Below are 24698 nucleotides of genomic sequence, written 5' to 3'. Positions count from 1 at the left end.
GTTAACATTACAGTTAACCGCCGCCAACTCAGTCAAGCTGTTCCAACCGTTTTTAGTGTTACCGTGACCCACGTATCTCACGTAGCGCGCTTGTACTGCTGGCTCGAATTGGAAACGCTCTAGGCCGATCGCTTTACCTGAGCTCAGTTGGTTTTCAAGTACGGTTGTCCAGGTTTCACCATCGACACTTACTTGAATATCAAATTTAGACTGACGCTCATTACCTTTACTGAAAGCGGCCTGAACTGCGTCAAACTCTTGTACAGAGCCGTAGTCTAGCATTGCCCACTCGCCGTCACCCGCTGAAGACCAACGCGTTGTAAGATCTTGGTCAAGAAGAAAATCTGGGCCGTTACCATCGTGGCTGCTTGCAGTAGCTGCAACTGGCATCAGTAGAGCTTCACCCGTTTCTTTGTTGTTCGGAAACTCAACCGTTGGTGTTGTGCTTGTACAACCCACCGCTAGTAGGACAGAAGAGGCAAGTAAGCTTTTTAGAATCGTTTGTTTCATATTAAACCCATTATTATATTACAAAGGCAGCGCTTGTAAGTGAAATCAAAGTCCGCGAACTCCTGTTATTAAGTGATTTATATTTGGATGTTTGCGAGAACATAAAAATCTTACGTAATCTTATAATACAAATAAAACGTTTCATTGAATAAATGAGACTGGGGACACTTTCTGCTTTATCCATATATTAACTGGATCACATTTCTTATTGATAAAATAGAGAGTAGATAAATTTTGGATCAGCATCTCGTCTAAGCGACGATAATTTTTGGTGGCTATTCACCGGGAAGTTGATCTCGTTATTTAAATTAAAGTCACCTAACCCATTACATTTGAGCACAAAAAAAGACCACATTGTTAACAACTGATGTGGTCTTTTAATTACGGTTTTTATTTGTTAAACCAGCGCGAGTGTTAAAGCAGCGCGAGCTTAATAATGGGCCGCTCTCACAGAGCTAAAACTCACATCAAATATCTCACCGGCGTACTCGCTGTCTGGCTTAAATTGTGGGTAGATACCCGCTTTGAAGTAGAAAGCGATGTCGTTAGAGGCCCAATCTTGAGTTAAAGAAACGGTTTTGCCATCTTTATCTTGGTAATCCTCTCCCCAACCGATTGAGTGCGAAACCGTGTTGGTGCCATCTAAATCGTGGGTCGCAAGGTAAATACCATCTTGGTCGGCACGAATCGTATAGCGCCACTCTTCACTGGCGGTGTAAGTTCCAAGCTCAACGCTGAATGGCTCACAGTGGCCGCAACTTTGATTGTTGCGTTCAAAATCGTCATTCAGTATCACTCGTACCGGCTTACCCTCACCTTCCCAAAGCAATTTGACCAATGCTTGATTGATCTTCCAGCCATGGATCTGACCGAGCACTACTTTTGGGTCTTGGCCGTTGATGTTCGGGTAATCTTCAATTCGCAAGCTTGCCGTTAACTCGTGACTGGTTGTGTTGGTTCTGGTGTCGTCCAAATACCAACTGGTATCTTCATCACTGGTGCTACAATCCGGTTGAACACTGCTTTGATATAACTCCCTGAGCTCAGAGCGAATATAGCTAGAGTTTTGGGTAGAGGTGCCGTATCCCATATCCGCTCTAAAGTGCATTCTTCCTTCATCAGTATTGAAGTAAGAAAGATCAATATCACTGTCGTACACATCGCTGTCATTTGAAAGAAGATCTTTACTCGATTCACAACGTTCTGGTTCTAACTCAGCAGCACTGTCACCACCGCTTCCATACCAATCATTCTTACTCGGTGGAATAGTCAGCTTCCAATCATTAATGTCCCAATCGTTTGATCCATCGATTTGAGTCGTGGTGTATCTCAACGCCTGATAGTAAGCAATCGCTTCACCATTCTCAAATTGGTTATAGATACCCGCTTTGAAGTAGCTCAATAAATGCTGCCAGTAAGCGATGTCTTGATTCACTTTTACTTCATCATTCACTTTGAGCGACAGTGTGTTCTCATAAACAGAAAGATCAAATTTGGTAAAACTGTCCAATTCCGCCTCACCTAAATCGTAGCGATTGTATGACGTGGCATAACAATCCGAAGAGTCAGCAGCGCTGCTACAATCAATGGCATTGTTTTTCATGACTGCCCAGTAGTGACCTGTGAGGCCATCTCGTTCTTGCTCCCAAACCACACGCAATAGCGGATGAGGGATATAACCCGTACCACTCTCATCAGTCCCCTTATTGTGTATCTGCAGCAACGTCACTTCATCATGATCAGCGGGAGAACTCGCCATGGCATGCTCAATATCAGGCAAACTTATTTCCGCATACAGACTGCGCCTTACGCCCGCTTCGTTGATATCGAAGTTTTCTCCCTCACGAACCTCAGAACGCATCTTGTAGTTCGTCATTTTGAAGATAAGATTTTCCGTCTCTTCATCAGCATAAAAATAATCACTGACATAACCATCGAAGTTACCATCTTTGACTTCAGAGGTTTTATTGCCCTCCTCTCCATTAGGATCAGAGACCTGAAGATCTGAGCTGGAAAGGATGTTTTGATACTTGGTAATATCATAGGGAGCAACAACACCAGCGGGCATTCCTGGGTTATTTGTATCGGAAGGATCACTGCTGTCACTGGAGCTGCTTCCACCGCAGCCATACGTAAGCGAAGCGAGTACTACGACGAAGATTGGCTTATTCACATTTATCTCACTTATCCATAAGAATAGAGTGACAATGTATATTTGTACTATTTTATGTCAATTATATATTTATCAGAATGTGAGATGCGGCAAATGAAGTGGGATGAATGAGTATTGCGTAGAGTTAGACTCAAGAAAAACGCAGAAAGGCCACTCTAAACTCGCAAGCTATTGAGTGGCTCTCAGATCAACAACTAAACTTAGTATGTTGATTTTTAAATATAAATATTAGAAAAGTTAAACCTTAAAGCTGCTCATCAAGTCACTAACGCTGCCGTTAAGTGTTTTGATTTCTGCTGATTCAATCAACTGATCTTGGCTTAGCTTATTAAGCTCCTCAACAAAGCTTTCAATCTTATGCATGTTCTTAGCAATGCTCTGAATAAGGGCGTTCTGCTCAACAGACGAACCCGAAATATCGTTATTAAAACGACTTACCGTTTCCATCTGTTCCGTTAGCTTGGCCAACATATTTACCGCTTGAACCACTTGGGCACGCGTCATTTCACAGTTACTTTTGGTCAACTCAATCGATTTAACCAAACCATCTGATTTAGACTGCAAGCCAGACAGCGCTTCATCAATTTCAGAAGTACTGATTTGAGTTCGGTTGGCTAACGCACGGACTTCATCAGCAACCACCGCGAAACCTCGGCCATGCTCACCCGCTCTCGCCGCTTCAATTGACGCATTCAATGCCAGCAAATTAGTTTGTTCCGCAATTCCTCCAATCACAGACACGATAGACTGGATGCTCTGCGTTTCATTCGCCATTGAGCGAATATCATCAGAGGTGGTGCAGACTTGCTTCTCAAGATCACTGATATAGGTTTCCGTCACGGTGTTAATTTGTTTCGTCTCATCACTGAACACAGCGGCCTCTCTTGCTGCTTCTGCCGCCGACTGAGAACTCTTCTCGACTTCGTTTGATGCTTCAGATAAGCCGTTAATTGCAGAGACCACTTGAACCGTTTCATCAGTGTGAACTTTCAGTACATCGCTGGTTTCTTTACAACCTTCACGAATACTCAGTACCTTAGTATCGAGATCCGAGTTCTTAAATTTGACGTCCTTAACCATCTCTTGCAGACCAATGATGAACAAGTTGATGTCTTTGGCGATATGCCCTAAGTCATCATTCCCCTTCTCAACAAGCCTTTGAGTCAGGTCTCCGTTACCTTGAGATAGATCGTGGACGATTTTTCTCAGTGACACGATTGGGCGGTAGAAGCGATTCAGCAGTAAAATCATCAATATCACCGAGCCAAGCACACATGCCACGATAAGGATACGCGCACTCGACATCACGCCATTCAACTGATTGAGCGCGAGTTCAGGATCGATACTAGATATCATGTACCATTCTTTCTGGCTGCCAATATCCACTTTCTTGGCCATCAAAATTCTCTGGTTGCCATCAATCACACCTTCAATGAATTGGTCAGGTAGTTCAATAGCTTCATTGAGTTTCATTAAGGCGTCAGCAGAAGATATATTGCTCTGTGGAAGCACGTTTTCTATTGTGGATGCAATTACCATCCCTCTCTCATCCACGATGATACCTTTGGCTTCGTAGATGCTATCTAGCTGTTTGAGCTGAGTTTCCAAATCATCAAATCGAATGTCTGCCATGATGACGCGATCTTGATAGGTGTAAGTCACACCAATCATAGGTACTTGAGTACTCTTGGTGAAAAACAGATCACTAAAAGATAAACCTGATTTCAATTTCGCTTGTTGATACCAAGGACGAGTCGTTGGGTTGTATTTTTCTTTGATTCCAACACCGTTTGGGAAAGACTCTGAAGGACGAGAAGTGTAAGAACGACCATCATCAAAACCCACTACAATCTTGTCAATACCACCGAGCTTAGCGGCAAAATGCATCAGCGCTTCGTTTGGTACTTGGTATGGGGGTTTCATGAACTCTTGTGCAACGGAATTGACCGTATCGATGGTGCGCTGGACGGTGCTTTCAATCTGATTAATTTCTATCGTTAACGAGTGATCAATCTCGTTATAAATCGTTTGGTTTACTTGATCAGTCGCCAAGTTAAGCGTGAACCAGTTCGTAAATGCCAAGGCACTGGAACTGACGATCGCCACCATTAAAATCAATTTTCCTTTAAACCCTAGAGACAATTTTGAATTCATAAAACTCATAATCCATATCAACCTATGTCTATTATTTTTATCCGAATGAAATGGTCATTTTTTAGATATTCGAAGATACGGGAAGCAAAACTTGTTCATGCCGTTCCATCGTCACAACCATCAATTTAATTAATATTGTATGTTTAATTGACTGCACTTTCTGTGAGCAATCTTGACATATCAAAACTGGTTAAAATCACCCTGTGACATAGGTATCATTTATGAGTTTGAACTTTTAACATGATTAGAAAGGAATAATTAACCAATTAAAAATGATCAACTTTCAGATGATTACCTCACAACTTCGCCGATAATGCCTCCACTCAAATTATTCATATCACTTTCGGTCACCTGACTAGGAAAGTGAGCCTTAGGTCACATTTTCACTAACCAACCATTCACTCAAGGCATTCAATCTTAAAATTTATTTGTAATACAATAAGCCTTAAGTTATGGTGTATTTGAATCATAACTTAAGTTCTTTCTGGATGCTTTTGTTCAGTTCAAAGTGATAATTGAAGCAGCCGCTTTAAGGTCATTGAACTCGTTTAACGTAGAAACTGTCGGGGGATCTCGTTATTCGTTTTTTCACTTTCTATTGATCATTTGTTTTTCCAGACGGCTCGTCCGAACATGCCCATACAGTCACCAGCTGTGTGGGTTTTTTTTACTTTCTTTTCAGACCCGATATACGAGCGGTGTTAAGCCATCGCCAACAATCAGTTAAGTGCACTGGTTTAAGCTTGCGAGGAAAAGTGAGTGAGTTGGTGCTAGAAGGCTTTGAATTTACAAATAGATATAGATATAGATATAGATATAGATATAGATATAGATATAGATATAGAAACAAAAATAGGAATTGAGGCAGTAACAAAGTTGAACAGAGTTTTGAGTAGGTGTAGCTGAGGAAGTAGAAGTAGAAGAGTTTAACGAGGGAACAAAGGGTTGGGTATGGCAGATAAAAACGAACCTCGCTGAGGTATCGCCGCCTAAAAAGACAGGCAATACCCTAGCGAGGTCGTACGTCGATTACTTCTCTAGTTTAGCGAAGTAGTCGAAGATTACTGGTACGTCGTTGTTACCCATTCCTGCGTCAACAGCAGCTTGTAGGCTAGTTGCAGTACCTTGAGCAATTAGAGACTCAGTACCTAGCTCTTCACAAAGAGCAAGGAAGTAACCAAGATCTTTGTTAGCGTTAGCAACAGAGAAACCTAGCTTCTCTTCGCCGTCTACTGCGTAGAACTTACAGAATTGCATGAATGGTGAGTTAGATGGACCTGCAGACATGATGTCAAACAGTTGTTGGCCATCAACACCAGCGCGTTGAGCAACAGCGAAAGCTTGAGACATAGTCGCAACAGTCGTCATACCCATGAAGTTGTTTACAAGCTTAGTAACGTGACCAGAACCTAGAGCACCTAGGTGGAATACGTTTTCGCCTTGCTCTTCAAGAACAGGTTTAACTTTGTTGAAAGTTTCCATGTCGCCAGCAGCCATGATGTTCAGAAGACCATCTTTAGCGTGTGCCGGAGTACGGCCTAGAGGTGCGTCGATCATGCCCGCGCCTTTTTCAGCTAGAGCTGCGCCGATTTTCTTAGTAGAAGCAGGGATAGAAGTACCGAAGTCTACTAATACTGCGCCTTCTTTGATGCCAGCTAGAACGCCGTCTTCGCCGTAAACGATTTTTTCAACAACAGCAGAAGTTGTAAGACAAAACTGAACGATATCACTTGCAGCCGCTAGTTCTTTAGCAGAAGTGAATGCAGTTGCGTTGCCGCGATCTGTAACGCGAGCAACAGCTTCAGCGCTTAGATCCATTACGTTTACGTGGTAGCCGCGCTTTTGCAGGTTTTCAACCATGTTGCCGCCCATAAGACCTAGGCCAATGAAACCGATTACAGGTTTAGTCATGTTCAAACTCCAAATATAGTATTGTATGATTATATGCTCATTATAATAACTACGTCTTTCTCGTTACGCAATAGTTTTAGGGTAATCCTTCAATGCTTAGACGCAAGTTGTGACGGGGGTTCACTTTACGAGAAAATATGGGGCACGCTTTGTACTTACAGGAACTATTTGCCAGTTTAAAAACCGTCTATTGATGAAATAACATACGTTAAATGTCATACGATTAGTAAGCACAAGCTACGCCTTTACCTATGTATAGTTCACGACTCCCCTACTCAGCCAGTGATTAGACTGTTCACGCAGAAGTAAGTCATATCAGTTTTTACGAAAAAGGGGTTGGCGCCCTATTCTTTTAACAGAACGATAAATATAGGTCTCGTATACTACTCCTGCACCTTTCATTAAGAATAGTGGCTAAGTACATACACAGTCTTTGTGTATATCAACTTCCAGGTTTAGCCCTCGATCTACTGACTTGGCATCGAGAAGCGATTGATTTCTCAGCCAATTAGTTTCGTTTCAACCTGATGGGGTTCCCAACTTTGCCAACTAATACAATTTAACTGAGTATCCAACTTGCTAGCTAACAAAACAAAAAAACTCCGAGCTTTCACTCGGAGTTTTTAGTATCTAGCTTCTGTTGCTTCAGCGAATTACAGTTCGATTGAAACCGTTTCACCATCAACATTTAGCATTAGCGTGTTGCCTTCAAGCTTGTGAGACACTTCAACTTGCTCGCCTTCGTTCTTATTAGGAACAAGAAGCGTAAGGATGTTGTGCTCTTTTGATGGCTTGAATTCCACTTCAACGTGACGGTGGATTTCAAGATCTTTGAACTCGTATGGGTCAACTTCGCCAAAACCTTCAACATTCTTAACTGACGTGATGTTATCAGCAGACTCGTTGATGAAGTTTACGTCTAGGTGCGCAACTTCGCCACGGATAGTGAAAGACTTGTCTGCCACGTCGTTTGCGAAAGTTGTATGCATTAGCCAAGTCATGTCTTTCTCTTCAGAAAGCGTTGCCTTGTCTTGCATTACGAATACTTTACCTTGAACAAACCAGACCTTACGCTTGTAAGATTCAATTTCAGGAACGAAGTACTTGTAAGACGCTGTCGCATCACCTTCAACCATCTTCACATCAGATTCAGTGTCGAAATCAGAGATGTTGCCGCCCGCTTCGATACAGAAGCGATCTTGATGGTTTTCGTAGCCTGTATTCTTGTTCTCGCCATACTGACCTTTACCGCCAAATAGTGGAAGGTTCTTAGAGAACGTTTGACGACGCCATTTCGTGTGCATATCAACACCGAAACCACCGTAGTAGCCAGTGATTGACGCTAGCGTTTCACCGAATGCATGCAACGTGAATGCGTTTTGGTCACCGTGAGAGTGGCTGATTGAGCCAAACGGAGAACATTTGAATACCATGTGAATATGGTTATCACGCTCAGTCATCTTGTTGTGGAATGCAGCCCAACCCGTGATTGGGAATACTTTCAACAGTGGGTCATTCGATGGTGCTTTCTCTTCAGGTGCATCCCAAAGGAAGTTAAAGCGAAGATCATCGTAACCGAAGTCCCACCAACCGAAGTTGTAGAATTTGGTGTGTGCTTCAGTATCACGGCCTTTCAGTTGGTTGTAGTACCAAACATACTCAGGCTTCTGGTTAACACCTGCGTAATGCTTGATGTTGTAAGCCAGTTTTAGACCTGGGAAATCACCGATTGAAGACTGGTCACAGAAGCTCGCGCGCTTAGAGTGAACAGGCATGCAGTAAAGCGGGAAATCACCTGTGTTTTCGTAGAATGTTTTGTTGAACATGTCTACGCCACAGTATGCTTTCAATAGGTCGAATGCTTCGCCTAGGAATGCCGTTTGCGTGTTCCAGTAGTCAGGACCTTCAGCCCAACCGCCGTCTACACCGCCCCATGGTGGGTAGTGTACTGCGTAGTATTCTAGTGCGTATGCAATGTACTCGCCTGCTTTCGGGTGATCGTGGTAAAGCGCGATACACGTTGGGATGATAGCAGAAGAGATAGAACGAACACCGTGGCTGTTCAGTGGGTTGTTCAATAGATCAACCGTCACTTTCAGGTGGTGCATGATTTCGTCTAGACGCTCAATCAAAGCATCTTGAACTTGCTGACGTTCTTCATCTGTGAAGTAGCCGTGTAGCCAGTCGTAACCCCAAGCCATAGCCGCGATAACACGGAAAGCCGCTTCATCGTTATAGCCACGAGAAGTCACGCCTTCTGGATCGTACGTAGACAGTTTTAGAGTCCAAGCTTTTGCTTTAGCAATTAGCGCTTCGTCTTCTTTCACAACACCAGCAATTGCTAGGTTACGTGTCGCATTTAGTGCCATTTGGCAATCAACGTACATTTGACGCCAGTAAGGACGCCATAGAGAAGCTTTGCCTACCGTGTCAGCTGGGTACGCTTGAGGCTCTTCGAAAGGAGCAGTCTCAAGGAACTTAACTGTCGAGTTATTGTAGAAATCATCAAACATGCAGTGAGCTTCATCAGCTTTCACTTTCGCTTTGAATTCTTCTAACTGATCTGCTTGAACAAGAAGACGTGGACGTGCTTCGCTCAAGTTGTCTAGGAATGATAGGTCGAAGTCACGTTTCTGTACTTCGATAGGGAGTAGGTCTACAAGATTACCTGCTGAAGTATCATTCTCCAGCTTCATCTTCCTGATTGCATCAAGAGATTTTTGGTCGCTCATTCTAACTCACTTATTTTTCAAGTTGATTGAAAGGAATTAGCAATAATATACGTCTTATTGTAGGACAATTAAATCTATTTCGGTTCGATTGAACCATTTTGTACAGTTTTCGTGATTTAGGTCAGATATCTTCCACCTGACCGTTTTTCCGTTTCGCAGAGCAAAAAAAATGCGACGCCCTTTCGAGTCGTCGCATTCTATTATAATCGTTTTCTATGTATTAGCTTTCAGTTACTGCTTTCGCTTGCTTGCCGCCGTCATCGACCGCTTTAACCAATAGCACACCAACACCACCAACAATCACACCACAAAGTATGAAGACTAGACGTCCCCACATTGGGTTAGTGAGTAGAGCCATTAGCATGATACCGACACCCGCTACCGCAATCAGTTTACCAAGCATTTCACGCTGTTTGTTATCCAGTACTTTCTGTTCTGCTGACTCCGCAACTAATGGAGTAGACAGGTTACCGAAGAACTTATCAACGTCTGCTTGACGCTTCTCAGTTAATGGCTTGTAGAACAGAGTTGATAGGATGAAGAAACCACCTGTCAGCGTAATGTGAGCAATCAGACCGATAGCAACCTTAACATCAGACCATTCACGGCTTGTTAGCTCTTCTAGACCGAAGATTGAAGACACCATTTCAGCGTTAACAACGAAACCCACGTAGTAAGAAACAAAACCACCAACCACTAGCGTACCCCAACCAGCCCAGTCCGGAGTCTTCTTAATAAAGAAGCCAAGGAATGCAGGAATTGTCATTGGGAAGCCGATCAGTGCGCCTACATACATCATGGTATCGAACAGGCTCAAACCTTTAAGCGAGTTGATGAACTGTGCAATAAGGATGATAGCAAAACCAAACACGGCAGAAGTAATCTTAGAAACCGTTACTAGTTCTTTTTCGCTAGCCGTACCTTTACGAACGATTGGTTCATAGAAGTTCTTAACAAAGATACCCGAGTTACGGTTTAGACCAGAATCCATTGAAGACATTGTCGCTGCAAACATCGCCGCAACTAGAAGGCCAACCATACCTGCTGGCATGTACTCTTGTACGAAGTATAGGTAGGCAAAGTCACCCGCTTTCTTACCTGCATCTGGGTAAGCTGCTGCTAGGTCGACACCTTGACCTGCAATGTACCAAGAAGGCATGAACCAGATAAATACACCACAAAGCATTAGCACACACGCTAGTAGCGCCGCTTTCTTCGCGTTCTTTGAGTCTTTAGCCGCTAGGTAACGGTAAGAGTTAAGCATGTTGTTAGTAATAGAGAACTGCTTCACGAAGATGAAGAATGCCCAAATGCTGAAGATGCTTAAGTAGTTAATGTTGTTACCAGAAAGGAAAGAACCGCCTTCCGCTACAGGGAAGTTATTCACGATTTCACCAACACCGCCACCTTGAACAACAGCAACAACAGCACATGTCACGGTTACTGCCATGATGATAACCATCTGCATAAAGTCAGATGCAATTACCGCCCATGAACCACCCGTTACAGACATTGCCAATACAACCAAACCGGTAATCCAGATAGTTGCTGTCATGTCGAAACCGAAGATACCAGAAGCGATGATTGCTAGTGCGTTTAACCATACACCGGCAGAAACAACACTGTTTGGCATTGAAGACCAAGTGAACACTTGTTCGTTAGTCGCACCGAAACGCATACGAATTGCTTCGATTACCGTTACTACACGTAGTTGACGGAACTTTGGAGCAAAATATGCGAAGTTCATGAAGTAACCAAATGCGTTGGCTACGAAGATGACCGCTACTGCAAAACCATCGTTATACGCTTTACCTGCCGCACCGGTGAATGTCCATGCACTAAACTGGGTCATAAAGGCGGTTGCACCAACCATCCACCACAACATGTTACCGCCCCCGCGGAAGTAGTCACTGGTGGTACTTGTAAATGTTCTAAACATCCAACCTATCGCAATCAAGAATAGGAAATAAATGCCGACAATAATCGTGTTGAGTTCCATCGTGTATCCTTTGTCCGTTGTATTTTGTTACGATGACTATAGGAAATCTCAAACTTTATTTGTAGTACAATAATCCAAATAAGTGATGGCGATCTTATTTTGATTGATTAAGTTAATTATATATATGACATAGGATGGAATATGGCCAATCCATCAAGGCAATTACTGTTGTTTGAGGTAAAAACTCAAAAAACAAGGCCAAAGAACATCACACCCATTAAAATCAAATACTTATGAGAAAGTGAGACTTTGCACACTTATTAACAAATACAACCAAACACATATAAATATAAAATCCTCAAAAATAATAAAAGCCAAATCAGAGCTAAATCACCCTCATTTATCACACAATAAACCAGCGTTTTTTATCTATTGAGAGTGGATAATTTCATTAGAATTCTACTTAAATTAATCAATATAGAAGAGGCATATCCAGTTCAAACGATGGTAGATTCAAAATATACAAAAATGAAAAATCATGGATGACGCATAATTATTTGGGGGTCGAGAGTGTCTAAAAACGAATATCGAGCGTAATATTATTTTTATTATGATGGTAAAGAGAACGACCGCTAGGCGTATACAAGAAGGAACTGGCTTAAGAAGGAGTTAAGCGAGGATGAACCAAAACAGTGCCACACATGGTGCAACACGCTTTCTAAAAACAAAAAAGCATGCACTTGGCATACCTTTTTGATTGGCTTTGATGAACCTATAAATGGTTCATCGGGACGTTTAAGTGGTTCACATAATAGTTGAAACGCGCGTTTAGCTTAACGGTGGTTAGCGTCTTGCAGGTGAGCCGCTGACATGTTCGCATATAACTCGTAGTGTTATAGGACGCTCGATTATCAAGCCAAAATTTTCTCCCATATGAATTAACAGAACGGCGAGCATATGGTGGTGAATTTATATCTAGGAAATCAGCCAAAATAAAACTGGATCTGTGTCCATTTACACCCAGCTCAAAAAAAGACCAGAATCACACTATTTCCGCCAGAATATGGTCAAAACAAGATCGAAGTCTTGTTAGAAGACTTTCACTTGTGATCGCTCCCCGCTTCCAAGTCATCGTTAATTGAAGAATTATTGTCATACAATATTCTATATTCATCTACCAAACGTAAGGACATGTGGAATGCGATCAATGAAAGATATCACTCAAGACGCTATCGATATCGTTAAACCCTCTATCGACAAGCTGTTTGAAAGAACGAATAGAAAAGAACTGCATATTGTCGTTATGAATCCACACCTCAAGCCTTGGGAAGCCTCTTTTGAAGACGCCATTCTATATGAAGAGTCGTTAGGAGCTCCTGACAACTGGACAATCAAGTTTGATCACCTTGCCCGTAAGAAAGCACAACAAGCGTGGCGAGAATCGACAAGCAATCTAACACTGCACTCCCAACACCCATCTTCACTACGTGACGAAGACTTACTGTTTTATGGTTCGTTTGTTTACGGAAACGTGGTTGTTGCCTGCAGTGGTGTACAACAATGGTATGACATGCTGATCAGTGGCTGGATAGCGGTAGCTATTGAACAGTTAGCAATGCACGAATACCAAACAGAAAAAGCAGAAAACCCTACAAAAACATATCGCTAATAATTAGAAACAGAAGGTACTTATTATGAGTAAACTATTAAAATCCATTATGCTAGCAGCCGGTATACTTGTTTCTGCAACGTCAATTGCAGCTGACTATCCAAGCAAAAACATTCGCTTAGTTGTGCCATTTGGCGCGGGCGGCGGCACCGATGCCGTTGGTCGTACTCTTGCAAATAGCGCGAAAGACATTCTTGGGCAAAATATTTCAATCGTGAACCGTACTGGTGGCGCAGGCGCAGTTGGGATGAGCTTTGGTGCTCAGCAGCGTGCGGATGGTTACACATTAACAGTAGTAACACGTGAAATCGCTTCACTTCCTCAAATGGGTTTGATGCGTCATACCGCTGACGACTTTAAACTCATTCGTTTAGTTAACTTAGATCCTGCGGTCGTATTGGTTGCAGCAGATAGCCCATACAACACGATTAACGACCTGATTAAGGAAGCCAAAGAAAAACCAGGCAGCGTAAAATTCGCTTCAACCGCTGCGCCAAACTTCTACCTAATGTCTCTTGAAAAAGATCAAGGCATTAAATTAAACGCTATCCCTTACAACGGTGCATCAGAAGCAATTCCTGCTGTACTAGGCCATCACACAGACGTCACTATGGTTACTCCTGGTGAAGCTATCGCTCAACTTCGTTCAGGCCAACTAAAAGCATTAGGTGTCATGTCTGAAGAACGTATTCAGTACATTCCAGATGTTCCTACTTTGAAAGAGCAAGGCATTGATGTAGTAACAGGTACATGGCGCGGTATTGGTGCTCCAAAAGATACACCTGATGCAGTAATCGAGAAGTTGGGGGCTGCATTTGATGAAGCAATGGCAAGTGAAGAGTTCAAAACTTTCATGGCGAAAGGTGCAATGACGATTCACAATCTTGATGAAAAAGCCTTCACTGAGTTTGTTGCAGAAGATACAAAATCATTGACTCAATTAATTCAATAACCTTTGTTCAGAGGCACAGCTTTTATCAGTTGTGCCTCTGTTACTAGTTTGTACCTTTCCCTTGCTTTACTTTTTAGGGGTAAACTCCATGTCTAACTCTCACTCTTACTTAAACCGAAACGTCGTTTTCCCTTCTATCATCATTATCCTTAGCGCAATCGCGTTCGCGCTGATCACTCAATTTGATCGTCCGATGTACCAAGATGCAAGTGTCGATGCAAAATTCTTCCCGATGATGATTGTGATTGCCCAAATTGCTATCTGTATTGTTCTCATCGTTCAACACAAATTAAAAGGTGCCTCTGAACAACAAGAAGCGATGATAAGCAAGATGTCGATTTTCGGCGTTGCTTTTCTTATTGGCTACGCATTACTCATCAGTGTAGTTGGCTACCTTTATGCTAGTTTGATTGCATTTATGTTCTACCTCGTTTACTTCAAAGTGAAGAAGCCAATCTATTACGTTGTCGCCGTTGTCTTTGTGTTCGCGGTTTACTATCTATTTGGCGAGGTGTTCTACATCGCGCTTCCTGAAGCAACGTGGTCTTAGGAGGTCATATGTTTGAATATCTAATCGATGGTCTCGCAACTGCAGTTAGCTTTGCAGTGCTTCCTGTCCTTGTTTTTGGCGTACTGGGCGGCGTTATTTTAGGCGCACTACCCGGACTTACAGCGACAATGGGCGTGGCAATTCTCCTTCCATTTACCTTTGGCATGGAACCGACTTCAGCCCTTGTGATGTTAATTGGTGTATACATTGGTGGGATTTACGGTGGCTCAATTGCCGCAATTTTACTTAAAACCCCAGGAACACCGGCTTCTGCAGCAAGTGTACTCGACGGTCACACTATGGCTGTTAGAGGACAAGCAGCAAGAGCATTAAGTATTTCTGCTGTTGCATCATTTATTGGCGGGCTGTTAAGTACTATCGTCCTCATCGCGATTGCGCCTAAATTAGCGACCTTTGCACTGCGTTTTAATGCGCCAGAATATTTTGCACTCGCTCTGTTTGGTTTAACGATTATTGCGAGTGTTTCTTCGAACAACATTTTTAAAGGGTTACTTGCGGGAACCATTGGATTATTGGTTTCAACTGTTGGACTCGACCCAATCAGCAGTGTGCCAAGATTTACTTTTGACATCATGGATCTTTACAGCGGAATCAATGTCATCCCTGTCTTAATTGGTTTATTCGCTCTATCTGAGGCATTAAACCAACTAGAGAAGCTGTTCTCTGAAAAGAAAGTCGTTGCACCGAAATTTGACCACAAACTATTAAGTAAAAGTGATCTCAAAGAAATGCTACCAACGGCCATAAAAAGTGGTTTGATGGGAACAACTATCGGCTCGGTACCGGGTGCTGGTGCTGATATATCTGCATTTGTTTGTTACAACGAAGCAAAACGTTCGTCTAAGAACCCAGAAGAGTTTGGTAAAGGCTCGGTTCGTGGCCTTGCAGCCGCTGAATCTGGAAACAACGGCGTAACGGGTGGCTCGCTAGTTCCGTTATTAACACTAGGTGTTCCTGGAGATGCCGTGGCAGCGGTTCTTCTTGGTGCACTTATAGTACAAGGACTCACACCAGGCCCACTGCTATTCGCCCAAAACCCCGAAGTGGTTTATGGCGTGTTCAGCTCAATGTTGGTCGCTAACCTTGTGATGTTAGTGATTGGTTTACTGGGTATTCGCTTCTTCTGTCGAATCATTGAAGTACCGAAGATCATCATGATTCCAATCATTGTCTTCCTTTCAATTGTCGGCGCTTACGCAATTAACAACTCGATGTTTGATGTGGGTATTGCAATCGGTTTCGGTCTACTTGGCTTTATCTTAACTAAACTGGATATCCCTTCTTCACCGATTCTGCTTGCGATCATCTTAGGGCCAATGGCAGAAACAAACCTTAGAAAATCACTGCTGATGTACGATGGCAGTTGGTCTTTCCTTTATGAGCGTCCTATTGCTCTCGCGTTTATCGTGTTAGCTGTATTCTCGGTTTATTCAACGTTAAAAATGAAGAAAAATCAGAAACAAAAGCAAACTTACGAACATCATGATTAGCCGCTTGTTTAAGCTAGAATATTGAAACAACTCAAAGCCAGAGACAACAGTCTCTGGCTTTTTTCATACATGAAAGCAGCCAATTTTCGTAAACGGTAGACAACAAAAAAGGTATGCACTTGGCATACCCTTTTAAGTCGTTTATCCGAGCGTAATGCTGTTCATCTCTATATGAGGTGACTCATCTACCTACGCTCTAGATTATTTCTATTACGCCGTCGCCAGACGGTGGTTGGCATCTTGCAAGTGTGCAGCAGACACAACTCGTGCCTTATCACTATCACCAGCCATGATTGCTTCATAGATTCTACGGTGTTCATTGATACACGTGCTTCCTTCTTCAGAAGAGTGCACGATGAAGTTCACGAACATCGTAGTCAAGATATTGCCGAATGGCAGGTAGAAGTCATTACCTGTCGCATTAAAGATCAAGCTATGAAAACGAGTATCAATATCTGTCCAACGCTCTTGATCAAATACTTCAGCCTCATCCACTTCTACCATTTTTTGGAAGATTTCTGAAAGTTCAATGCGTTGTTCAGCCGTTGCAAATTTAGCCGCCAGTGCGCACGCTTCAGGTTCAATCGCACGGCGAAGGCCTAAAAACTGAGAACAGAATTGATCTATGTCGGTTAGACCATCCATCCATTCAATCAGCTGAGGATCAAGAAAGTTCCAATATGCGCGGTCGACTACACGAGTACCGATTTTCGGGCGGGACTCTAACAAACCTTTAGAAGTTAATAGTTTAACTGCTTCACGTAGTGCCGTTCGGCTAATACCAAACTGTTCACATAACGCCATTTCACCAGGAATAATAGAACCTTGCGGCAGATCGCCAGACAAGATTCCACGAGCGATTTCACGCGCTACTTGCACGTGCAGGCTACGCTTCGAGCCCGAAATTGAATTAAAAGTGCTAACCATAAGTTCACTTATTTTATATGTTATGTTTATGTATTATTTAAGGATTACTATAACAGTATTTCAACCTACAGCCAATTGAGTAAAATCCAAACGAATCACAACCTGCAAATTTTTATAATCAGAGATTTAAAAAACATCCTGTGAGAAACGTTATCTTAAATCACTCATAAATCCGTACTCAAAACTAACCCTCTTTGTATCGGTATGAAAACCACCAGCACAGCCTCGAAAAACCATGGGAAAAAGGTACACCTTTAGAAGCGCAATTCATTAACCGCCAGAGATTATTAAATGAGATCCCCTTCCCAAATTACATCAGCCTCTGTCCTACACGCATAAAAAAACCGAGCAACTCACAACGAGTTACTCGGTTTGACTTATTTCCGATATTCTTTGTCATCGACATTAATTTCGTTCAGTTACTTAGATGCGAACACCCTTACAATCGAACATGATGTGACGCTTCGTTCCCGCAAAGCACCACATCAGCACACACCATCGTTAAACGGTATGTGTGTTGATCATTTACAGTTGAGCAAATGACCCTTCCCACGAGTATGTCTCACCCGCGAACTCAACAGTGTGAGTTGCTTGCTGCGTGTCTTCAGCTTGGTTTGAGATACCGTAGTGGTAAGTGTTGCCAGAAGTAGTCTGAATGCGAACAACAGTCCCGACACTGTTATGGCCCACAACAGATACTGATTTAACTAGACCACGAGCGCCTACAGAGGCTTCGATAGACTCGTTAAAGTAACCATGCGTTTCTAGTACAGAAGCAAACACGTGGTTTTGACCAGACTGACGTAAGATGAACGCAGGCTCACTCTTAAGGTTGAAGTCTGGATCGTTAGCACCAGTGCGAGCAAAAATCACTTCGCTGCCCGCATTCGCGCTGGTTACTAGGCTGTAGTAGCTGCTGTCATGTAGCCAGCTTACTAGAGAACCTTCTTCGTTCACTTTGCCTGAAGCCACGTTCCATAAGTGCTGGTAACCGTTGTCTTCACCTAGCGGCTTAAGCGTTTTTTCCATGTTGTAATCGAAGTCAGTACGGATGATCTGACCAGAGTGGTGAACGGGTAGGTCGTACTGGTGTTCAGCGTCAGCTTCGATGCGGTATACGTCGATAACAAGTGGCTTTTCGAACTCAGGAAGTTCAGCAAGAATCACGCTGCGTTGCATGTCTACGCCAGTGTAGTACTCAGAAATGGTGCCGCTCATGCCTTGTAGAGACTGGTCGTCTGCTACGAAGAAGTGCTTCTGACCAAACTTAGACTCAGCCAGTGCTGTGTTGAAGTTGTTCTGCGTTTTCTGATCAACCGTTACTGTGTTGTGAGCAACCGTCTGCTTACAGTAAGACTTGTTCTCTGGGATGTAACGACCGCCAAACTTAGGCTCCACGTTTACCCAACGACCGAAGCCGTAATCGTGCAGCACTTCGTGGCCACGGTTGAATACGCTTAGGTGCAAGCCATCGTAGTGACCATGGTCTAGCGCAGAATGGTACTGGTGGTCTGAACCGTGCTGACCAAACCAGATCAACGCCATTGTGTCGTCGTCTTGCACATCACGGTGACGAAGGATGCTTACGCCGCCTTTTTCGCCTTCAGGCCCGTCTGTTACAAACAGGCTACCCCAGTTGAATGGTTTGATGTCGTCTGCTGCATCAACCGCGTCAGACAGTGTTTTACCAGAAGCATGAACCCAAACATTTTTTTGGTGATCAGCCATACCAAGCAGAGTTTCAGTCTGCTCGTAACGGTGGTAACACACAGACGTCGCCATGATAACCCCTTCATCGTTGATAGAAATCGTCTTCGATGAATCGTTCAGAGCAGGCAATGTGCCGTCTGGGAATGCAGTTTTGAATACTGAGTAAGACGTTGTCTTGATCACTGAATCGTTAAATTCGTAAATACCGATTTCTGGCTGACGACGTTCAATCGCTTCTGCGAACAGGTAGATTGGACGCAGAGAGAAACGGTGATAGTAAGGACCTTCCATGTAGTAGCCGTCTGGCGAGAACAGTTGGTCAAGTTGCGCTAGGAAACCGCCGCTTACTTTGTCCAATTTCAGGCCGTAAAGTGCTTTATCTACAGACTCTTGATCGTTGATCGCGTAACCACAGATACCTACCGCCGCCACTGCCCATAAGCCGTGGTTGTGTACGATATCGAAGTCGTGTGCGTAAGTAACAACGAACATTTCGATCATTTGCTTCAGAAGATCGTCTTCGATAAGACGCTTCTGCTCTTCAGAGATAGTGTGGTAAATGCAGCTGTACGCACAAGAAGCGTAAAGCATCCACATGTTCTCGTTCAACGTTTGGTGGAACAGCTTACCCGGAGGGTTAGTGTCACGGCTTACGTTGCTTTCCAATGTTGGGTATACCGTCGCGTACGCAGTTAGCATATCAACGATGTAATCACGGTACTTTGTTTCCTCTGTGATCAGGAACAAACGACCCGCTAGATCCATATGGATGTAGTTTTGCTTGTGACGATTGTGCTCGTAACCGCCACCTTCACCGTGACCTGGTACTTCGATGCCAACTTCTGCCATGTACGCGTCAGTTTGTTTAATGTCACGAGTCAGTGCGTTACCTAAAAGGCTATCCTTGCCAAGTTCTTTACGAAGCTCTGCTGCTTCATCAAAGTTAAGTAAAAGTGGTTGATAGCTCATTATTATTTCCCCTGCTCTGCTGTGCTTGCTAATTCTGGGTTTAAAATTATTTCTACTGAGTAGAAGCCTGTCCAGCTGTATACTTTGCCGTTCAGTTCTACTTTGTGTTCAGTGCTGTCAGTCGCGCCAAGTTGGTTGCTGATCATCACTGTCACGTTTGATTTCTCTGTCGTAATTTCTACTACTGAACCGATATTGGTGTGAGCCACTACTTTGATGTCTTTCACAACGCCGCGAGCATTGACTGATTGCTCGAACTCTTCGTTGAAGTAACCGTGCGTTTCAAGAACAGAAGCGAACAGTGTTGTTTCGCCCTTGCTACGTAGAATGAAAGCAGGCTCTGAGCGTAGGTTGAAGCTTGGGTCGTTAGCGCCAGTGCGAGTAAAGATCACTTCAGCATTGTCGTTAGACGTTGCACCTAGCCAAGTGTAGTACGTGTTGTTTTGTAGCCAGCTTACAAGTGCTGTGCCCTTCACTTCACCGCTTGCCACGTTCCATAGGTGTTGGTAACCGAAATCGTCACCTAGAGTGTTTAGCTCTTTGTTTGCTTGGTATTCAAAGTTAGTGCGAACAATCTGACCTTGATATTGGTGTGAGTAGTCGTATTGATGCTCGCCTTCACCGCCTTTTAAAGAATCTAAGCGGTATAGGTCTAACAATAACGGAGATTCTAATTCTTCAAGATTTAGCATGAACACGCTGCGTTGCATGTCAAAGCCTTGGTAATGATCGTTAGCAAATGCACTCATGCCGTTGATTTGCTCGTCTTCTACTTTGAAGAAGTGTGGTAAGCCGTGTACTGCGTCTGCACGTTCAACATCAAAGTTGTTCTGACATTTTTCATCAATCGTAACTGCATTGTGAGCAATCGTTTGACGAGCGTAAGATTTGTTTTCGTCTAGGTAACGGCCGCCGAATTTTGGCTCAACGTTCACCCAACGACAGAAGCCATATTCACGCAGTACTTCTTGACCACGGTTGAAGAAAGAAATACCCAGCGTATCAAAGTTGCCGTGACCCATGCCGTGTTGGCCGTAGTTCATAACAAGTTGAGAAACGTCGCCTTTCTTATCCTGCATACGGATAAAGCCTTGCGCGCCGTTGTGACCTTGAGGGCCTTCGTTCAATTCAACACTTGGCCAGAAAGGCATGCCGATTTCTTTCTCAGCAGACGCTGCTTCGTAGGCTTTAGATAGCTCAAGACCACATGGATGCATCCAAACTGCGTCTTGAATCTTCGCCATACCAAGAATGTTTTGGTCTACGCCGTTTTCAGAAGAGTAATGCTTGCTGTAAACACTTACTGCAACCTGAACACCCATGTCTGTGATACCCATAGTACGAGAAGCATCATTCAGAGCCGGGAACTCACCGTTCGGGTAAGCCGTCGCCAGCATGGCTTGAACGGTGTTACCAATCACGCCGCCTTTGTAGTTGTAAATATCAACTTCAGGCATATGACGGTGGATCACTTCAGCGAACACACACGTTGGGCGAATCGCGTAGCGGTGGTAGTAAGGACCTTCCATGTAGTAGCCAGAAGGTGCAAACAGCTGAGAAACTTGCGCTAGGAAGCCGCCAGTGTCGTTACGGTCAATGCCGTACACCGACATTTCAAGGTATTCACGCTTGCCAAGAGCAAGACCACAAATACCGACAGCCGCTACTGCCCAAATACCGTGATTGTGAATTCGGTCGAAGTCGTGTGCGTATTTAACCGTGAACATTTCTAACATTGGTTCAAAAATGCGAGACTCAATATTGTCGCGTTGTTCTTGTGTCAGGGTTGAAGCAACACAAGAGTAAGCTAAGCTTGAGAACATTAACCAGCAGTGTTCGTTCAGGATTTGGTGGAACAAACGACCTGTAGGGTTAGTGTTTTTCTGTACGTGGTAATCAAACGTTAGGTATTTATCTGCGTACTCTTCTAGTAATTCTGTAACAAAGTCAGCGTACTTTTGCTCTTTAGTGATCAAGAACATGCGACCAGCTAGATTCATGTACGTGTAATTTTGCTTATGGCGGTTATGTTCGTAACCCCCAGCTTCACCATGACCTGGGACATCAATAGGTAAACGCATGAATGCTTCTAGATCTTTCGCGTTCGCTGCAATGGTTTTGCCCATTAAGCTAGAACGGCCCACTTCAAGATGAAGCTGCTCGATTTCTGCTTCAGTCAACAATACTGGTTTAGTCGTCATATTCTTTGTCACCCTCAATAAAGAGTTTATCTGCTTAAACTTTGATTAAATTTTCAAACTCCATATAAAGTAATACAATATGAGCTTTAATTATACCTATTCGTCGCTAAATGATGAGTAGAGTCACATAATTAGCCATAAGTCATTGATGTAGCTGGCTAATGGTAAATATTAGCCATTTATTAAGTTGTTGATTTATTTACGCTATATAAAGTATCGCTTGATCAATATCACACAAATTTAGATATATTGTATTACAATTAGGCTCATTCCCTTATGATGGATGCAAGTTAAGTAACACTTAAAAGATTTAAACAGATTAGGAGATACACAATGAACTCTTTCTTTATCCTAGATGAAAACCCATGGGAAGAACTTGGTGGCGGCATTAAGCGTAAAATCGTTGCTTACACTGACGATCTAATGGCAGTACACCTATGTTTTGATAAGGGCGCGATTGGCCACCCTCATACTCACGAAATCCATGACCAAATCGGTTACGTAGTTCGTGGTAGCTTCGAAGCTGAGATTGAAGGCGAAAAGAAAGTCCTTAAAGAAGGCGATGCTTACTTCGCTCGTAAACACATGATGCACGGTGCAGTTGCACTAGAGCAAGACAGCATCCTTCTTGATATCTTCAACCCTGCGCGTGAAGATTTCCTAAAATAATAAACAGCGCAACCTCAGTTGCTAAGGTAAGCATATGAAATCATTAAACATCGCGGTCATTGGCGAGTGCATGGTTGAGCTACAAAAGAAACAAGACGGGCTTAAGCAAAGTTTCGGTGGCGATACACTAAATACTGCACTTTACTTGTCTCGCTTAACAAAAGAGCAAGATATCAACACGAGCTACGTAACAGCGCTAGGCACTGACCCATTCAGTACCGACATGTTAGAAAAGTGGCAAGCGGAAGGTATCGACACTAGCTTAATTGCTCAGCTTGATCACAAACAACCAGGGCTTTACTACATCGAGACCGATGAAACTGGTGAACGCAGTTTCCACTACTGGCGTAATGATGCTGCAGCAAAGTTCATGTTTGACCAGGAAGACACGCCTGCTCTACTTGATAAGTTATTCTCTTTTGATGCGGTTTACCTAAGTGGTATTACGCTTGCTATCTTGACAGAGAATGGACGCACGCAGCTATTCAACTTCTTAGACAAATTTAAAGCGCAAGGCGGCCAAGTATTCTTCGACAATAACTTCCGTCCAAAACTTTGGGAAAGTCAACAAGAAGCGATTTCTTGGTACTTGAAGATGCTTAAGTACACTGACACGGCTCTACTGACGTTCGATGACGAGCAAGAGTTGTACGGCGACGAAAGCATTGAACAGTGTATTGCACGTACGTCTGAATCTGGTGTGAAAGAGATCATCATTAAACGTGGTGCTAAAGACTGCTTAGTAGTTGAAAGCCAAAGCGCTCAGTACGTTGCTCCAAATCCAGTAGACAACATTGTTGATACAACAGCGGCTGGCGATTCGTTCAGCGCGGGCTTCCTAGCTAAGCGCTTAAGCGGTGGCAATGCACGTGATGCAGCGTTAGCAGGTCACATTGTGGCAGGGACTGTGATTCAGCATCCAGGTGCTATCATTCCTCTAGAAGCGACGCCTGATCTGTCTCTATAATTACGCACTTTAACTATTAATCAAGGGTTTGCTTAGTTGAAAGCAAGCCCACATTTAACGTGAGAAAGAATTCATGACGACATTAAATGAACAACTAGCAAACCTAAAAGTAATTCCTGTAATCGCTATCAACCGTGCTGAAGACGCTATCCCTCTAGGTAAAGCACTTGTTGAAAACGGCATGCCATGTGCAGAAATCACGCTACGTACAGAATGTGCAATCGAAGCGATTCGCATCATGCGTAAAGAATTCCCAGACATGTTAATTGGTTCAGGTACTGTACTGACTAACGAGCAAGTTGACGCATCTATCGAAGCTGGCGTTGATTTCATCGTAAGCCCAGGTTTCAACCCGCGCACTGTTCAATACTGTATCGATAAAGGCGTTGCAATCGTACCGGGTGTTAACAACCCAAGCCTAGTGGAACAAGCAATGGAAATGGGCCTTCGCACGTTGAAGTTCTTCCCTGCTGAGCCTTCTGGCGGTACTGGCATGCTTAAAGCACTAACAGCGGTTTACCCTGTTAAATTTATGCCTACTGGTGGTGTAAGCTTGAAGAATGTAGATGAATACCTATCGATCCCTTCTGTACTTGCGTGTGGCGGTACTTGGATGGTTCCAACTAACCTTATCGACGAAGGTAAGTGGGAAGAACTAGGCAAGCTTGTTCGTGACGCAGTTGATCACGTTAACGCTTAATCTGTTTTAGATTGAGTGATGAAGCCTCACCTCGGTGGGGCTTTTTGTTATCTGTCATTTATTGCGCTGACTAACCGTAAACACGCTCAATCAACGTTCTGTTTCCCCTATACCCTATCGCCTTTCTCCCTATGGGCTCGTAAAGATCCGTGACTAAGACAGGCAAGAACGAGTAATGTAAGGCTTTCAATCTACGTCAGTATGCATCTAGCGAAGCGTTACTGGTGCCCCCTATCGCCTATCCAGTTTCTTATCCAGCCCCTTATCCAGCAATGTTCCTTTTCGATACGTCATCAAACATCTCTCGTGGCATCTAATGAAGGTCACAATAGACAAAGTGAGCCGCAAAATGTGTCCCGTCCGTCCAGTTTAACGCCCACTCAGTGACAAAAATTCCAAATATGCACCTCTATGGCACGAAAAAATGAATAAATAGCATAGAAAGGCTACAGAG

The 24698-nt window shown here is 43.5% G+C and carries 16 protein-coding genes; 7 read left to right on the top strand and 9 right to left on the bottom strand.

What is annotated here, in order from left to right:
- The 6 genes from A6D97_RS03060 to A6D97_RS03035 all read right to left on the bottom strand — a co-directional run.
- A partial coding sequence (locus A6D97_RS03060; RefSeq protein ID WP_139074290.1) for a discoidin domain-containing protein occupies window positions 1–510 on the bottom strand: 510 nt, incomplete at its 3' end.
- A 430-nt stretch (window positions 511–940) separates the two neighbouring features.
- A complete protein-coding gene (locus tag A6D97_RS03055) occupies window positions 941–2683 on the bottom strand; it encodes a polysaccharide lyase family 7 protein (RefSeq protein ID WP_065583815.1) in 1743 nt (580 codons plus the stop codon).
- Between the two features lie 237 nt (window positions 2684–2920).
- Window positions 2921–4792, bottom strand: a complete 1872-nt coding sequence (locus A6D97_RS03050) for a methyl-accepting chemotaxis protein (protein ID WP_065583814.1) — start codon at window positions 4790–4792, stop codon at window positions 2921–2923.
- 1074 nt (window positions 4793–5866) lie between these two features.
- Window positions 5867–6748: an NAD(P)-dependent oxidoreductase gene (locus tag A6D97_RS03045; protein WP_004733521.1), complete on the bottom strand. Its 882-nt coding sequence runs from the start codon at window positions 6746–6748 to the stop codon at window positions 5867–5869.
- A gap of 653 nt (window positions 6749–7401) precedes the next feature.
- Window positions 7402–9480, bottom strand: coding sequence for a DUF4962 domain-containing protein (locus A6D97_RS03040; RefSeq protein WP_017061476.1), 2079 nt, complete (start codon window positions 9478–9480; stop codon window positions 7402–7404).
- Between the two features lie 220 nt (window positions 9481–9700).
- Entirely contained in the window at window positions 9701–11479 is a 1779-nt protein-coding gene (locus tag A6D97_RS03035) for a transporter (RefSeq protein ID WP_017066447.1), read from the bottom strand.
- 1138 nt (window positions 11480–12617) lie between these two features.
- On the opposite strand from A6D97_RS03035, the gene A6D97_RS03030 reads away from it, so the two are divergent.
- From A6D97_RS03030 to A6D97_RS03015, 4 genes are all read left to right on the top strand, one after another.
- Entirely contained in the window at window positions 12618–13088 is a 471-nt protein-coding gene (locus tag A6D97_RS03030) for a hypothetical protein (RefSeq protein ID WP_016785024.1), read from the top strand.
- A gap of 25 nt (window positions 13089–13113) precedes the next feature.
- The gene (locus A6D97_RS03025) at window positions 13114–14040 is read left to right on the top strand and encodes a tripartite tricarboxylate transporter substrate binding protein (protein ID WP_065583813.1); all 927 of its coding nucleotides are present in this window, start codon (window positions 13114–13116) and stop codon (window positions 14038–14040) included.
- 88 nt (window positions 14041–14128) lie between these two features.
- Window positions 14129–14590 carry a tripartite tricarboxylate transporter TctB family protein gene (locus A6D97_RS03020; protein ID WP_010438352.1) on the top strand — a complete coding sequence of 154 codons (462 nt, stop codon included), beginning with the start codon at window positions 14129–14131 and terminating at the stop codon, window positions 14588–14590.
- A gap of 8 nt (window positions 14591–14598) precedes the next feature.
- A complete protein-coding gene (locus tag A6D97_RS03015; protein WP_065583812.1) occupies window positions 14599–16101 on the top strand; it encodes a tripartite tricarboxylate transporter permease in 1503 nt (500 codons plus the stop codon).
- Between the two features lie 210 nt (window positions 16102–16311).
- Here A6D97_RS03015 and A6D97_RS03010 read toward each other — a convergent pair whose 3' ends face one another.
- The 3 genes from A6D97_RS03010 to A6D97_RS03000 form a co-directional block, all read right to left on the bottom strand.
- The gene (locus tag A6D97_RS03010) at window positions 16312–17028 is read right to left on the bottom strand and encodes a FadR/GntR family transcriptional regulator (RefSeq protein ID WP_010438348.1); all 717 of its coding nucleotides are present in this window, start codon (window positions 17026–17028) and stop codon (window positions 16312–16314) included.
- A gap of 525 nt (window positions 17029–17553) precedes the next feature.
- Complete coding sequence (locus tag A6D97_RS03005; RefSeq protein ID WP_065583811.1) at window positions 17554–19707, bottom strand: heparinase II/III family protein; 2154 nt, start codon at window positions 19705–19707, stop codon at window positions 17554–17556.
- A 2-nt stretch (window positions 19708–19709) separates the two neighbouring features.
- Window positions 19710–21908 carry a heparinase II/III family protein gene (locus A6D97_RS03000; RefSeq protein WP_065583810.1) on the bottom strand — a complete coding sequence of 733 codons (2199 nt, stop codon included), beginning with the start codon at window positions 21906–21908 and terminating at the stop codon, window positions 19710–19712.
- A 333-nt stretch (window positions 21909–22241) separates the two neighbouring features.
- Between A6D97_RS03000 and A6D97_RS02995 the strand changes: the two genes are divergently transcribed.
- The 3 genes from A6D97_RS02995 (at window position 22242) to A6D97_RS02985 (ending at window position 24244) form a co-directional block, all read left to right on the top strand.
- Window positions 22242–22577, top strand: a complete 336-nt coding sequence (locus tag A6D97_RS02995) for a cupin domain-containing protein (protein WP_009846518.1) — start codon at window positions 22242–22244, stop codon at window positions 22575–22577.
- 34 nt (window positions 22578–22611) lie between these two features.
- On the top strand, window positions 22612–23544 hold the full coding sequence (locus tag A6D97_RS02990) for a sugar kinase (protein WP_017061485.1): 933 nt from the start codon (window positions 22612–22614) through the stop codon (window positions 23542–23544).
- Between the two features lie 73 nt (window positions 23545–23617).
- On the top strand, window positions 23618–24244 hold the full coding sequence (locus A6D97_RS02985; RefSeq protein ID WP_017061486.1) for a bifunctional 4-hydroxy-2-oxoglutarate aldolase/2-dehydro-3-deoxy-phosphogluconate aldolase: 627 nt from the start codon (window positions 23618–23620) through the stop codon (window positions 24242–24244).
- Window positions 24245–24698 lie beyond the last annotated feature (454 nt).

Source organism: Vibrio sp. ZF57 (assembly GCF_001691235.1).
GTDB lineage: Bacteria > Pseudomonadota > Gammaproteobacteria > Enterobacterales > Vibrionaceae > Vibrio > Vibrio crassostreae_C.
The sequence above is the reverse complement of the archived record's forward strand: the minus strand, read 5'-3'. Positions and strand labels throughout refer to the sequence as shown.

Coding starts and splice junctions, on each gene's coding strand:
- A6D97_RS03050 (WP_065583814.1), bottom strand. CDS start 4,792: ATGGTGGCGATCGTCAGTTCCAGTGCCTTGGCATTTACGAACTGGTTC.
- A6D97_RS03045 (WP_004733521.1), bottom strand. CDS start 6,748: ATGACTAAACCTGTAATCGGTTTCATTGGCCTAGGTCTTATGGGCGGC.
- A6D97_RS03040 (WP_017061476.1), bottom strand. CDS start 9,480: ATGAGCGACCAAAAATCTCTTGATGCAATCAGGAAGATGAAGCTGGAG.
- A6D97_RS03035 (WP_017066447.1), bottom strand. CDS start 11,479: ATGGAACTCAACACGATTATTGTCGGCATTTATTTCCTATTCTTGATT.
- A6D97_RS03030 (WP_016785024.1), top strand. CDS start 12,618: ATGCGATCAATGAAAGATATCACTCAAGACGCTATCGATATCGTTAAA.
- A6D97_RS03025 (WP_065583813.1), top strand. CDS start 13,114: ATGAGTAAACTATTAAAATCCATTATGCTAGCAGCCGGTATACTTGTT.
- A6D97_RS03020 (WP_010438352.1), top strand. CDS start 14,129: ATGTCTAACTCTCACTCTTACTTAAACCGAAACGTCGTTTTCCCTTCT.
- A6D97_RS03015 (WP_065583812.1), top strand. CDS start 14,599: ATGTTTGAATATCTAATCGATGGTCTCGCAACTGCAGTTAGCTTTGCA.
- A6D97_RS03010 (WP_010438348.1), bottom strand. CDS start 17,028: ATGGTTAGCACTTTTAATTCAATTTCGGGCTCGAAGCGTAGCCTGCAC.
- A6D97_RS03005 (WP_065583811.1), bottom strand. CDS start 19,707: ATGAGCTATCAACCACTTTTACTTAACTTTGATGAAGCAGCAGAGCTT.
- A6D97_RS03000 (WP_065583810.1), bottom strand. CDS start 21,908: ATGACGACTAAACCAGTATTGTTGACTGAAGCAGAAATCGAGCAGCTT.
- A6D97_RS02995 (WP_009846518.1), top strand. CDS start 22,242: ATGAACTCTTTCTTTATCCTAGATGAAAACCCATGGGAAGAACTTGGT.
- A6D97_RS02990 (WP_017061485.1), top strand. CDS start 22,612: ATGAAATCATTAAACATCGCGGTCATTGGCGAGTGCATGGTTGAGCTA.
- A6D97_RS02985 (WP_017061486.1), top strand. CDS start 23,618: ATGACGACATTAAATGAACAACTAGCAAACCTAAAAGTAATTCCTGTA.